General features: G+C 65.1%; 11 protein-coding genes. 5 read left to right on the top strand and 6 right to left on the bottom strand.

Annotated elements, in window-relative coordinates:
- Positions 1-18: 18 nt before the first annotated feature.
- The gene (gene htpX, locus N2603_RS34270) at positions 19-978 is read right to left on the bottom strand and encodes a zinc metalloprotease HtpX (protein WP_018648875.1); all 960 of its coding nucleotides are present in this window, start codon (positions 976-978) and stop codon (positions 19-21) included.
- Positions 979-1,264: 286 nt separating this feature from the next.
- On the opposite strand from htpX, the gene N2603_RS34275 reads away from it, so the two are divergent.
- The 5 genes from N2603_RS34275 to N2603_RS34295 all read left to right on the top strand — a co-directional run bounded on the left by N2603_RS34275 (position 1,265) and on the right by N2603_RS34295 (position 7,982).
- Positions 1,265-2,620 carry an HlyD family secretion protein gene (locus N2603_RS34275; protein ID WP_260385600.1) on the top strand — a complete coding sequence of 452 codons (1,356 nt, stop codon included), beginning with the start codon at positions 1,265-1,267 and terminating at the stop codon, positions 2,618-2,620.
- Positions 2,617-4,557 (top strand): glycosyltransferase, encoded by a 1,941-nt coding sequence (locus tag N2603_RS34280; RefSeq protein WP_260385601.1) that lies wholly within the window; start codon positions 2,617-2,619, stop codon positions 4,555-4,557. Before N2603_RS34275 ends, N2603_RS34280 begins: the two co-directional genes overlap by 4 nt.
- A 92-nt stretch (positions 4,558-4,649) precedes the next feature.
- Positions 4,650-5,951, top strand: a complete 1,302-nt coding sequence (locus tag N2603_RS34285; RefSeq protein ID WP_260385602.1) for a lytic murein transglycosylase — start codon at positions 4,650-4,652, stop codon at positions 5,949-5,951.
- A 247-nt stretch (positions 5,952-6,198) separates the two neighbouring features.
- The gene (locus tag N2603_RS34290) at positions 6,199-6,702 is read left to right on the top strand and encodes a DUF1993 domain-containing protein (RefSeq protein ID WP_260385603.1); all 504 of its coding nucleotides are present in this window, start codon (positions 6,199-6,201) and stop codon (positions 6,700-6,702) included.
- A 179-nt stretch (positions 6,703-6,881) separates the two neighbouring features.
- The gene (locus tag N2603_RS34295) at positions 6,882-7,982 is read left to right on the top strand and encodes an alkene reductase (RefSeq protein WP_260385604.1); all 1,101 of its coding nucleotides are present in this window, start codon (positions 6,882-6,884) and stop codon (positions 7,980-7,982) included.
- Between the two features lie 186 nt (positions 7,983-8,168).
- Here the strand turns inward: N2603_RS34295 and N2603_RS34300 are convergent, their stop codons facing one another.
- The 5 genes from N2603_RS34300 to N2603_RS34320 all read right to left on the bottom strand — a co-directional run bounded on the left by N2603_RS34300 (position 8,169) and on the right by N2603_RS34320 (position 13,247).
- Positions 8,169-9,911, bottom strand: coding sequence for an ABC transporter substrate-binding protein (locus N2603_RS34300; protein WP_035667209.1), 1,743 nt, complete (start codon positions 9,909-9,911; stop codon positions 8,169-8,171).
- 130 nt (positions 9,912-10,041) lie between these two features.
- Positions 10,042-10,371, bottom strand: coding sequence for a DUF2160 domain-containing protein (locus N2603_RS34305; protein WP_018645276.1), 330 nt, complete (start codon positions 10,369-10,371; stop codon positions 10,042-10,044).
- A 10-nt stretch (positions 10,372-10,381) separates the two neighbouring features.
- Complete coding sequence (locus N2603_RS34310; protein WP_018645277.1) at positions 10,382-11,188, bottom strand: carbohydrate ABC transporter permease; 807 nt, start codon at positions 11,186-11,188, stop codon at positions 10,382-10,384.
- Entirely contained in the window at positions 11,188-12,162 is a 975-nt protein-coding gene (locus N2603_RS34315) for a carbohydrate ABC transporter permease (RefSeq protein ID WP_260385605.1), read from the bottom strand. Before N2603_RS34315 ends, N2603_RS34310 begins: the two co-directional genes overlap by 1 nt.
- A complete protein-coding gene (locus N2603_RS34320) occupies positions 12,162-13,247 on the bottom strand; it encodes an ABC transporter ATP-binding protein (protein ID WP_260385606.1) in 1,086 nt (361 codons plus the stop codon). The genes N2603_RS34315 and N2603_RS34320 overlap by 1 nt, the downstream gene beginning before the upstream one ends.
- Between the last annotated feature and the right edge of the window lie 11 nt (positions 13,248-13,258).

The following is a 13,258-nucleotide window of genomic DNA, read 5'->3' on the forward strand; positions in this document are numbered from 1 at the left end:
TAAAACCCGAGGGTTCCGTCAGCCCCAAGGACCGCGAGACGGACCGCGTGAAGGACCGCGCCAGGACGAGCGGCCCCACGGGCCTTGCGGCGGATAGTTCTCGTTGGCGCCCAGCGACGGCGCCGCATGCGCGCCGAGCTCGGCGGCGAGCTGTTGAAGCGCCGCGATGCGGTTCTGCGTCGAGGGATGGGTGGTGAAGAGATTGTCCATACCTTGGCCCGACAGCGGATTGATGATGAACATGTGCGCGGTCGCGGGATTGCGCTCGGCCTCAAAGTTCGGGACCTGGTGCGCGGCGCCCTCGATCTTCATCAGAGCCGAGGCGAGCCACATCGGCTGGCCGACGATGCGGCCGCCGAGATTGTCCGCTGCATATTCGCGGGTGCGGCTGATCGCCATCTGCACCAGCATGGCGCCGATCGGGGCAAGGATCATCAGCAGGATCGAGCCGACGATGCCCGGGCCGCTGTTGTTGTCGCGGTGGCCGCCGAAGAACATGCCGAACTGGGCGAGCATGGAGATGGCACCGGCGATAGTCGCGGTGATCGTCATCAACAGCGTGTCGTGATGCTTGATGTGCGCGAGCTCGTGCGCGATCACGCCGGCGAGCTCCTCGCGGCTGAGCTGTTGCATCAGGCCGGTGGTGACGGCGACCGCGGCATTCTCGGGATTGCGGCCGGTCGCGAATGCATTCGGCTGCGCTTCGTCCATCACGAATACGCGCGGCATGGGCAGGCCGGCGCGGCCCGCAAGTTCCGCAACGAGGCCGATCAGTTCCGGCGCACTCGCGCGATCGACCTGATGGGCGCCGTACATGCGCAGCACCATGCGGTCGGAGTTCCAGTAGGTGAAGAGATTGGTCGCGGCAGCAATGACGAGCGCGATCATGGCACCGGAGGCGCCGCCGATCAGATAGCCCACGCCCATGAACAGGGCGGTGAGGCCTGCAAGCAGCATTGCGGTACGAAGATAGTTCATGGCCGTCTCCTGGAGCGGCCGCGGGCAAGCCTCCGGCCGGCACCTCCGAGGTATGAATGCAGGCAGCCGCTGCAAGGTTCGTGCGTCGCCGGGCCGCAGATTCCTGGATGCGCGGCCAGCCTTTCCTGCGTTGTTAAAGCTTGACCGGGATTTGCGCAAAAACACACGCGGAGGCTTAGGAACCTGGAAAGTGCAGCCTGGGCTAAATTGGCGGTAACCGGGCACACCGCACGGTTGTCGTGCATTGACCTGGTTCCGTTGACATTGCGTCAGCACGGTGACCGTCATGATCGATCGCTCTCGCGCCGCTTCCACCGATCCAGCATCCGCTGCCCCGCCTCACGACGCCAAGGACGCCAGAGGCGACGCCAAGGGATTGCAGGAGGCACTGCACGAACAGCTGTTCGCCAACGACGAGCCCGATCATTCGCCAGAGGCGCAGACCACGACGGAATCGCAGCCGCGCTGGCCGCATCTGCGACGTGGCGCCAAGATCGCCATCGGCCTTGCCCTCCTCGCCGTGTTCGGCTGGTTGCCGCTGCGCGCGATATGGGAATATTCGAGCGTCGAGGCCGTGCTGAATTCCCGCCTCGTCACCCTGCGCACGCCGATCGGCGGGCGCGTGGTAGCCGCCCAGCGCCTGACCGACCAGGCCAGGTTAGACGCTGGCGCCGTGGTCTTGCGCGTGGTCAACTCGCGCGGCGATCGCACCCGGCTCGACGACCTCCGGCGGCAGAAATCGCGCCTGGAGAACGAGCGGCCGAGCCTCGCCGCCAAGCTCGCCTCCGCGCAAGCCGCGCAAAAGGACCTGGCGCGACAGGCCGCGCAATTCCGCGACGGACGCGTGCTGCAGCTCGAGGCCCGCATCGCCGAGATCCAGACCTCGATCGAAGCGGCCGCGGCGCGGCGGGACGAGGCCAGCGCCGCCGTCGAGCGCGCCTCCTCGCTGGCGAAAACCGGCAATGTCTCGACCGTCGAGCTGGCGCGGCTGACGCGCGAGCTTTCGGTGTCGCAGCAGACCGAGCTCGGTGCGCGCAAGCGCCTGGACGCCGCCAAGGTCGAGCTCACCGCGGCACGGAGCGGCTCCTTCCTCGGCGACAGCTACAACGACCGCCCAAGCTCGGTGCAGCGCGAGGAGGAGATGCGCCAGCGTGCTGGCGATCTCGAGGCCGACCTCGCACGCATCGACACCGAGATCGCCTGGCTCGCCAACGAGATCATCATCGAGGAGGTCCGCTTCTCCGATCTCTCCGAGGCCAACATCACGACGCCTGTCTCAGGGCGTGTCTGGGAGATGATGACCTCGCCGGGCGAGGACGTGCAGGCCGGCCAGCCGCTGCTCAAGGTGCTCGATTGCAGCGGCGCCGTCATCACCGCGAACGTCACCGAGAACGTCTACAACCGCCTGCAGCTCGGTGACCACGCGACGTTCGAGCCGAACGACGGCGGTGCGCCGATCTCCGGCACCGTGGTCAATCTGACCGGCGCCGCCGGCGCGCCCGCCAATCTCGCCATCAATCCCGACGCGCTGAGCAAGGAGCCGTATCGCGTGACCGTTGCGCTGGCCGATGCCGCCGCCCATGGCTGCACGGTGGGGCGCACCGGCCGCGTCGTGTTTGCAAGGCAAGAGACCGCGCCGTGACGAGCGCGCTGACGCCCGGCCTGATCGCGCTCGGCGCTTTCATGGCGATCGTGCCGCTGCTCCGGCGCGAGAGCACGATGGCCCGCTCGTTTCTGGCCATCGCGTCGCTCGTTCTGCTGCTGCGCTATCTCCACTGGCGTTTGACCGCAACGCTGCCGCCGCCGCACCTGACGGCGGATGCCGTGATCGGCTATCCCTTCATGCTGCTGGAGGCGGCGTCGCTCGTTGCGGTCTCACTGTCGCTGCTGTTCCTGAGCCGCACGCTCGACCGCACCAAGGCGGCCCGGATCGATGGCCGCGCCAGGGATCCGCGCGCACCGCTGATCGACGTCTTCATCTGCACCTACAACGAGGAGCGATCGATCCTCGAGCGCACGATCATCGGCGCCACCGGCATGGAGTACGGCAACTATCGCGTCTGGGTGCTCGACGACGGTCGGCGGCCCTGGCTGCGACGGCTCGCCGGCGAACTCGGCTGCCACTATCTGACGCGGCCCGACAACCGCCACGCCAAGGCCGGCAACATCAATCACGCGCTCCGGCATGTCGGCGCGCTGCCGGAGCCGCCGCACTTCGTGGCCGTCCTCGATGCCGACTTCGTGCCGCGGCCCGACTTCCTGGCGCGAACGATCTCGCTCATGGACGATCCCTCGGTCGGCGTGGTGCAGACGCCGCAGCACTTCATCAATCCCGATCCGATCCAGACCAACCTTGCCGCGACCGACGTCTGGCCCGACGAGCAGCGCTTCTTCTTCGACATCCTGATGCCGGCGAAAGACGCCTGGGGCGTCGCCTTCTGCTGCGGCACCTCGTCGCTCATTCGCTATGCCGGCCTGGTGCGGATCGGCGGCTTTCCGACCGACTCGGTGACGGAGGACTATCTCGTCACGCTGCGCCTGAAGGAATGCGGCCTCAAAACGATCTATCTCAACGAGCGATTGACGATCGGGCTCGCGCCGGAAGGGTTGAAGGAATACATCACCCAGCGCGCCCGCTGGTGCCTCGGCCTGATGCAGATCGTGCGCGGCCGCAGCGGACCGCTGTCGCGGACGTCGAAGCTCTCCTTCATCGACCGCCTCTCGCTGGCCGATGCCTTCATGAGCTGGGCCGCGGTCTACACCTCGAAGGTGGCCGGCCTCGTGGTGCCGTGGCTGTTCCTGCTGTTCGGCATCAAGGCGGTCCGGGCCGACCTCACCGAGTTGCTGCGCTATTTTCTGCCGTTCTATGTCTGGCACGGTCTCACCATGGCCTGGCTGTCGCGCGGCCGCTCGCTCGCCATGATGACGGACGTGTCGCAACTCATCGCGGCGCCTGCGGTGCTCATGGCGGTGGCAACCGGCCTCTTGAGGCCGAAAGGACATAAGTTCAAGGTTACCGCGAAAGGCGGCGACCGTGACCGGCGGTTCGTCGAATGGCCGCTGCTGCGGCTCTATGGCAGCGCGCTTCTCATCACGCTGGCGGCCATCGCCTACGCCTTCATCCTGCATCTGCGCGGCGAGAACATCGCCTATGGCGGACTGGCGCTGGCCTGGAGCCTCTACAACGCGCTCATTCTCACCGTGGTCTGCTTTGTCTGCATCGAGCAGCCGCGCAAGCGCAAGGCGGAGCGCTTTCATCGCAACGAGCCGGTGCTGCTGCGCCAGGACGGCAGGTCGCATCTGGCGCGGCTCGCCGACATCTCCATCACCGGCGCCCGGCTGGTCGACCCCGATCCGCCGGCGGCCGGCAGCACGATCGAATGCCGGATCTATGGCCGCGCGATCGCCGCGATCGTGGTGCGGCGGACGACGGACGGATTCGCGGTGCGCTTCGAGGAGGGCATGGACACGCGCGTGCATGCCATCAGGGCGTTCTATGCCGGCGAGTATGTTCGCGCCTATCAGGGCGTCAGGGCGCTTCCGGTCGGGAAAGCGCTGCTGATGCGGCTGTTCGGATAGGCATGATCTTTTCGGAAAACCGCTTCGCACTTTTCCGGATCATGCTTTAGACTTCGGGCGAATCCACGCCTGCCCTCCCCGCCGGAACCCCTATGCACCAGACCCGATTTGCGATCGCAGCCGTCGCGCTCCTCGCATGCTCCGCCACCGCCTCTGCCCAGTTCGCACCGGCGCCCGCAAGACCCGCGGCGCCCAAGGCCAGCGCGCCGTCGCCGCGCGCAGCCTCGTGCCATAGCGGCGCGAGCTTCGATCGCTTCCTCGCCGACGTGAAGAGCCAAGCCGTCGCAGCCGGCGTCTCGCAGCGGACGATCGCGGAAGCCTCGCCCTACCTCGTCTACGACCAGGGCATCGTCAACCGCGACCGCGGCCAGCGCGTGTTCGGCCAGCTCTTCACCGAGTTCGCGGGACGGATGGCCGCGCCCTATCGCATGCAGAACGGCCAGCAGCACATCAAGAACCACGCCTCTGCCTTCGCGCGCGCCGAAAAGGAATACGGCGTGCCGCCGGCCGTGATCGCCGCCTTCTGGGGCCTGGAGAGCGATTTCGGCGCCAACATGGGCAACCTGCCGACGCTGAAATCGCTGGTTTCGCTCGCCTATGACTGCCGCCGCTCGGAGATGTTCGTGAACGAGACCATCGCCGCGCTGAAGATCATCGACCGCGGCGATCTCACGCCCGACGAGATGGTCGGCTCCTGGGCCGGCGAGCTCGGCCAGACGCAATTCTTGCCCGTGCACTACGTCAACTACGCGGTCGACTATGACGGCGACGGGCGGCGCGATCTCTTGCGCAGCGAGGACGACGTGATCGGCTCGACCGCGAACTACATTGCCAACGGCTTGAAATGGCGGCGCGGCGAGCCGTGGCTGGAGGAGATCAAGGTGCCGCAGAACCTGCCATGGGAGCAGACCGATCTCACGGTGCAACAGCCGCGCTCGAAATGGGCGCAGCTGGGCGTCATCTATCCCGACGGACGGCCGCTGCCGAACGACAATCTGCCGGCCTCCGTGCTGCTGCCGATGGGACGGACCGGTCCTGCCTTCATGGCGTATGCGAATTTCGCGGCCTACACCGAGTGGAATAACTCGCTGATCTATTCGACCACCGCAGGCTATCTCGCCACCCGCATCGCGGGCGCGCCGCCGATGCGCAAGCCTGCCGCGCCGGTTGCGCAGCTGCCGTTCAACGAGCTCAAGCAATTGCAGCAGCTTCTGGTCCAGGCCGGCTTCAATGTCGGCAAGGTCGACGGCGTGCTCGGCCAGCAGAGCCGCGCGGCCGTGAAGGCGATGCAGATCAAGTTCGGCCTGCCCGCGGATTCCTGGCCGACCGCCGAGCTGCTCGCGCGGATGCGCGGCGGCACGGCGCAGGCGCAGCCACAGGCGACGATCCGCTAAGACCTCCGCTGTCATGCCCCGCCTAGTGCGCAATTGCGCACGGGGGCGGGGCATCCAGTACGCCGCGGCCTATCGGCTCGACCACTAACGCTGCGGAGTACTGGATCGCCCGCCTTCGCGGGCGATGACAGCAATGGAGAATTTTCGCACCGCACAAGCCCTTGCGCGATTGTATTTTTCCATGAGGCTCCCATGTGAGTGGCTCAGGTTTTCTCCTGAGATTTTCTCTCATTGAAGCGAGCATCACATGTCCTTCTACGACGCCGTCGTCCCTGCTTATCTGCAAATGCTGAACAGCCTGACCGGCCTGCTGACCAAGGCCGAGGCGCATTGCGCGGCGAAAAAGATCGATCCCAGCGTGCTGCTCGGCTCGCGCCTGTTCCCGGACATGCTGCCGCTGTCGAAGCAGATCCAGCTCGTCAGCGATTTCGCCACCAAGGGCTGCGCGCGCCTCACGCACAGCGAAGTGCCCTCCAACCCCGACACCGAGACCAGCTTTGCGGAATTGAAGCAGCGGCTGGCGAAGACGATCGACTACGTCAAATCGTTCAAGCCCGAGCAGTTCGAGGGCGCCGAGACCAAGGACGTCACCTTCCCGTCCGGCCCCAACAAAACCACCACGATGAAGGGCCAGGAATTCCTCAGCGCATTCTCGCTTCCGAACTTCTATTTCCACGCCACGACCGCCCACGGCATCCTGCGCCATAACGGCGTCGAGATCGGCAAGCGCGATTTCCTCGGCGCGAACTGATTTGCGAAATCGCACGGCGGCGTCAGTCGAAATCCGCTGTCGCAGCCGGAATTGCACATGAATTATGCTACGCGGGCGCTGCCGCGTAGCTCGCCTGCACTTTCCGTATGGCTCATCCCTTGCGCCGGATGTCGCGATGCACAAGTGTTCGGGACCTCTCACCGCCTGGAAGCATTCCCATGAGCCGTTCGACCAAATTGTTTGAGACCTACAAGCTCGGCCCGATCACGCTGGCCAACCGCTTCGTCATGGCGCCGCTGACGCGCAACCGCGCCGTGCCCGGCACCTTCGTACCCGGCGCGCTCGCCGCCGACTATTACGGCCAGCGCGCGTCCGCAGGGCTCCTGATCACCGAAGCAAGCCAGGTCTCGCAGCAGGGCCAGGGCTACCAGGACACCCCCGGCATCTACAGCAAGGAGCAGGTCGCCGGCTGGCGCAAGGTCACCGACAAGGTGCATGAGCGCGGCGGCAAGATCTTCATCCAGCTCTGGCATGTCGGCCGCATCTCGCATGTCGATCTGCAGGCGAATGGCGCAGCCCCGGTGGCGCCGAGCGCGATCCGCGCCAAGGGCAAGACCTTCGTCAACGGCGGCTTCGCCGATGTCTCCGAGCCGCGCGCGCTCGAGCTCTCCGAAATCCCCGGCATCATCGACGACTTCAAGCGCGCCACGAAGAACGCGCTGGAAGCCGGCTTCGACGGCGTCGAGATCCATGGTGCCAACGGCTATTTGCTCGAGCAGTTCGCCAAGGACGGCGCCAACAAGCGTACGGACGCCTATGGCGGCTCGATCGAGAACCGCGCGCGGCTGATGCTCGAAGTCTCCAAGGCCGTCGCGGCTGAAGCCGGCGCCGATCGCACCGGCATCCGCATCTCGCCGGTGACGCCGGCCAACGACATCTCGGATTCCAACCCGCAGGCCCTGTACAATTACATCGTCGACGGCCTCAGCGCGTTGAAGCTGGTCTATCTGCACGTTGTCGAGGGCGCCACCGGCGGGCCGCGCGACATCGCGCCGTTCGACTATGCGTCCTTGCGCAAGCGCTTTGCCGGCGCCTACGTCGCCAACAACGGCTACGACTTCGATCTCGCCACCAAGGTGCTGGACGCGAACGCTGCGGATCTCATCGCCTTCGGCAAGCCGTTCATCTCCAACCCCGACCTCGTCGAGCGGCTGAAGCAGGGTGCTGGCCTGAACGACTGGGACAAGAACACGTTCTACGGCGGCGGCGCGAAGGGCTACACGGACTACCCGACGCTGGCGGCCGAGCCGGCGGAGTAGCGGCGCCGTAGCTTCATCCTCCGTCGTTGCGAAGAGCTCTTGCGACGAAGCAATCCAGACTGCCTCCAGGGAAAGACTCTGGATTGCTTCGCTGCGCTCGTAATGACGTTGTGGTGACAGCTGCGCCACAAACAAAAAGGCCGGGATCGCTCCCGGCCTTTCGAATTTGATGACGCTTTGCGCCGCTTACTTCGCTTCCGCGCGCTTGGGCGGGGTGGCCGGCCACGACTTGATCAGCGTGTCGTAGTCCACCGTCTCGCCCTTCGGCTTCTCGTTGGCGAGCTTGCGCTGCGGGGCGATGGTGCCGTCCTTCTGGGCCTTGGCGAACCAGTATTCGGCCGTCTCCTTCTTGTGCAGCTTCGGACCGCAGGCGCCCTGCACGCCGGACTTCTCCAGGCGCTCCATCACGGAGTCCTGGGCAGCGGCCAGTGCGTCCATCGCGGCTTGCGGCGTCTTCGTACCGGACGACGCATCGCCGATGTTCTGCCACCAGAGCTGGGCGAGCTTCGGATAGTCGGGCACGTTGTTGCCGGTCGGGGTCCACTGCACGCGCGCGGGCGAGCGGTAGAACTCGATCAGGCCGCCGAGCTTCGGCGCACGCTCGGTGAACGACTTGTCCCAGATGTCGGATTCACGGATGAAGGTGAGACCGACATGGCTCTTCTTCAAGCTGACCGTCTTGGAGACGATGAACTGGAGATAGAGCCAGGCCGCCTTGCGGCGATCCGCGGGGGTCGACTTCAAGAGCGTCACGGAGCCGGCGTCCTGGTAGCCGAGCTTCATGCCTTCCTTCCAGTAGGCGCCGTGCGGCGACGGAGCCATACGCCACTTCGGCGTACCGTCCGCGTTCATCACGGCGATGCCCGGCTTCACCATGTCGGCGGTGAAGGCGGTGTACCAGAACATCTGCTGGGCGATGTTGCCCTGGGCCGGCACGGGGCCGGACTCGGAGAAGGTCATGCCCTGGGCCTGCGGCGGAGCATACTTCTTCATCCACTCGAGGTACTTCGTGATCGAGTAGACCGCGGCCGGACCGTTGGTGTCGCCACCACGCTCGACCGAGGAGCCGACCGGACGGCAGCCTTCCATGCGGATGCCCCACTCGTCCACCGGCAGACCGTTCGGAATGCCCTTGTCACCGTTGCCGGCCATCGACAGCCAGGCGTCGGTGAAACGCCATCCGAGCGAGGGGTCCTTCTTGCCATAGTCCATATGGCCGTAGACCTTGACGCCGTTGATCTCCTTGATGTCGTTGGTGAAGAACTCGGCGATGTCCTCATAGGCGGACCAGTTCACGGGCACGCCGAGCTCGTAGCCGTACTTGGCCTTGAACTTGGCCTTGTAGTCGGGGTTGGTGAACCAGTCGTAGCGGAACCAGTAGAGGTTGGCGAACTGCTGGTCGGGCAGCTGGTAGAGCTTGCCGTCCGGCGCCGTGCCGAACGATTTGCCGATGAAGTCGTTGACGTCGAGCATGGGATCGGTGACGTCCTTGCCCTCGCCGGTCATGTAGTCCGACAGCGCGATCGTCTGATTGTAGCGGAAGTGCGTGCCGATCAGGTCGCTGTCGTTGATCCAGCCGTCATAGACGTTCTTGCCGGACTGCATCTGGGTCTGCAGCTTCTCGACGACGTCACCTTCCTGGATGATGTCGTGCTTGAGCTTGATGCCGGTGAGCTCGGAGAACGCCTTGGCCAGCGTCTGCGATTCGTATTCGTGAGTCGTGATGGTTTCGGAGACGACGTTGATCTCCATGCCCTTGAAGGGCTCGGCGGCCTTGGCGAACCACTCCAGCTCCTTCTTCTGGTCTTCCTTCGACAGCGTCGAGGGCTGGAACTCCGCAATCCACTTCTGGATCGCGGCGTCGTCGGCAGCGCGGACCGGCGCCGAGACGGTGAACGACACCGCCAGAAGCGCGGCAGTGCTGGACATGGTCAGAAAACTGCTCTTGGTCAATGGACCTTTCCTTCTCCTAAACTGTCGCATGTTGTTCCTCCGTTGCAGCGACAAAATTTTATACAGGCCCGGGTTGCCCCCGGATCTGGCCGTCCCTTCGCAAGCTTCAGACCGTGCGGAAAATGAGCACGGCCGTGGCCAGCGAAATTCCACTTGCGAGCCACAGGCTCGAGATCTCAAACCCCTCCTCACCGATCGGCAGCGTCGCGAGCGCGTCGGTGCCGACGAGGCCGATCCACGCGAGATGGATGACGGCTGCCGCAATCAGCGAGACGAACAGGCGGTCGCCGCGCGTGGTCGGAATACTGAGCACGCCGACGCGTTCGGCCTCGGGATAGACCGCGGCGAGCCACGTCATCACCGCCAGCGTGCAGGCCAGCGCGGCGAAGAAGATCGCGGTCGGCAGCGTCCAGGCCATCCATGCGATGGATTCCATAAGAACCTCCCTACACCCGGCCGAGCGCGAAGCCGCGCGCGATGTAATTGCGGACGAACCAGATCACCAGCGCGCCCGGAATGATGGTGAGCACGCCGGCCGCAGCCAAGAGGCCCCAGTCCATACCCGCGGCCGACACCGTGCGCGTCATGATCGCCGCGATCGGCTTGGCGTGCACCGAGGTCAGCGTGCGCGCCAGCAGCAGCTCGACCCAGGAGAACATGAAGCAGAAGAAGGCGGCGACGCCGATGCCGCTCGCGATCAGCGGCACCAGGATCTTGATGAAGAAGCGCGGAAAGGAATAGCCGTCGAGGAAGGCGGTTTCGTCGATCTCGCGCGGCACGCCGGAGACGAAACCTTCCAGGATCCAGACCGCCAGCGGAACGTTGAAGATGCAGTGCGCGAGCGCGACGGCCCAGGGCGTGTCGAACAGGCCGATCGCCGAATAAAGGTTGAAGAACGGCAGCGCATAGACCGCCGCCGGCGCCATGCGGTTCGACAGCAGCCAGAAGAACAGGTGCTTGTCACCGAGGAAGCGGTAGCGCGAGAACGCGTAGGCCGCGGGCAGCGCCACCGAGATCGAGATGATGGTGTTGAGGACGACGTATTCCAGCGAATTGATGTAGCCGGAATACCAGCTCTCGTCGGTGAAGATGCGCTTGTAGTGCTGCAGCGTCGGGGTGTGCGGCCACAGCGTCATCGTCGAGACGATCTCGCTGTTGGTCTTGAAGCTCATGTTGACGAGCCAGTAGATCGGCAGCAGCAGGAAGATCAGGAACAGCCCCATGATGAGGCGGCGGCCGGGGATCGAATGCATCAGGCCACTCCTTCCTTTGGCTTGAGCGCTGGCACGGGCTTGAGCGCGGCCGAAGGCTTCGGCTCCGCCGCCGGCTCGCTCGAAGCCTGAACTTTACGTTCGACACCGGCATTGGTCATGACGGTGTAGAAGATCCAGCAGACGATCAGAATGATCAGGTTGTAGACCAGCGACAGCGCCGCGGCCTTGCCGAGGTCGAACTGGCCGAGCGCGATCTTGACGAGCTCGATCGACACGAAAGTGGTGGAGTTGCCGGGTCCGCCGCCGGTGACGACGAACGGCTCGGTGTAGATCATGAAGCTGTCCATGAAGCGCAGCAGCACCGCGATCAAGAGCACGCGGTTCATCTTCGGCAGCTGGATCGCCTTGAACACCGCCCAGCGCGAGGCGCCGTCGATCTGCGCCGCCTGGTAATAGGCGTCCGGGATCGACTTCAGGCCGGCATAGCAGAGCAGCGCGACGAGGCTGGTCCAGTGCCAGACGTCCATCACGATGACCGTGACCCAGGCGTCGACCTCGTTGGAGACGTAGTTGTAGTCGATGCCAATCGCGTTCAGGACATAGCCGAGCAGACCGATGTCGGGCCGGCCGAAGATCTGCCAGATCGTGCCGACCACGTTCCACGGAATCAGCAGCGGCAGCGCGAGGATGATCAGGCAGGCCGCCACCGTCCAGCCCTCGCGCGGCATCGACAGCGCCACGACGATGCCGAGCGGCACCTCGATGGCGAGGATCACCATCGAGAAGAACAGATTGCGACCGAGCGAGGCGAGGAAGCGGCCGCCGAGATCGGTCGAGGGATCGAGCAGTTCCTTGAACCAGCCGACACCGTTCCAGAAGAACTGGTTGTTGCCGAAGGTGTCCTGCATCGAATAGTTCACCACCGTCATCAGCGGGATCACCGCGGAGAAGGCGACGACCAGGAACACCGGCAGCACCAGGAACCAGGCTTTTTGGTTGACGGTCTTGTCCATCAGGCGGCTCCCTCCACCAGAAGGCTGTCGGCATAGACGTGCACATGCGACGGATCGAATTTCAGCCCGGCATTGCCGTCGGATGAGGTGAAGCCCGCCGGCGCGCGCGCCGCGAGCTTGGCATCGCCGAGGCGCGCCCGCGCGAAGCGGATGCGGCCGAGATCGTCGATGCGCTCGATCCTGGCGGTGAGCAGGCCGGGCGCGGGCGCGACCGCCTCGACGAATTCGGGGCGCACGCCGATCTCGATTTTGGCGCCGGACGGAATGTTGTCGTAGCTGCGGTTCAGCGCGATGACGTGGCCGTCGATCTTGGCCTCGCGTCCCCTCACTTCGGCCGGCAGGATGTTCATGCCGGGCGAGCCGATGAAATAACCGACGAACGTATGCGCCGGCTTGTCGAAAAGCTCGGCCGGCGTGCCGCTCTGCACCACGCGGCCGTCATGCATGACGACGACAGTGTCGGCGAAGGTCAGCGCCTCGGTCTGGTCGTGGGTGACGTAGATCATCGTGAGATCGAGCTCGCGATGCAGCGCTTTCAGCTTGGACCGAAGCTGCCATTTCAGCTCGGGATCGATCACGGTGAGCGGTTCGTCGAACAGCACGGCGGCGACGTCGTTGCGCACGAGGCCGCGGCCAAGCGAGATCTTCTGCTTGGCGTCGGCCGTGAGCCGCGTCGCCTTGCGGTTCAGATAGGGCTCGAGATCGAGCAGGCGGCCGATCTCGGCGACGCGCCTGTCGATGTCGGCCTTCGCCACGCCGCGGTTCTTCAGCGGAAACGCCAGGTTCTGCCCCACCGTCATGGTGTCGTAGATCACCGGAAACTGGAACACCTGGGCGATGTTGCGCTTCTGGGTTGACAGCGGTGTGATGTCCACCCCGTCGAACAGGATTTTCCCGCGCGAGGGCGTGATGATGCCGGAGATGACGTTGAGCAGCGTGGTCTTGCCGCAGCCGCTTGGGCCGAGCAGCGCATAGGCGCCGCCCTGCCGCCAGGTCATGGTGACAGGCTTGAGCGCAAAGCTCTCCTGCGGCGCATCATTGCCGCCGTAGGAATGGGCGAGATCGACGAGGTCAATGCGGGCCATCGCGCACCTCC

This window comes from Bradyrhizobium huanghuaihaiense (assembly GCF_025200885.1).
GTDB lineage: Bacteria > Pseudomonadota > Alphaproteobacteria > Rhizobiales > Xanthobacteraceae > Bradyrhizobium > Bradyrhizobium huanghuaihaiense.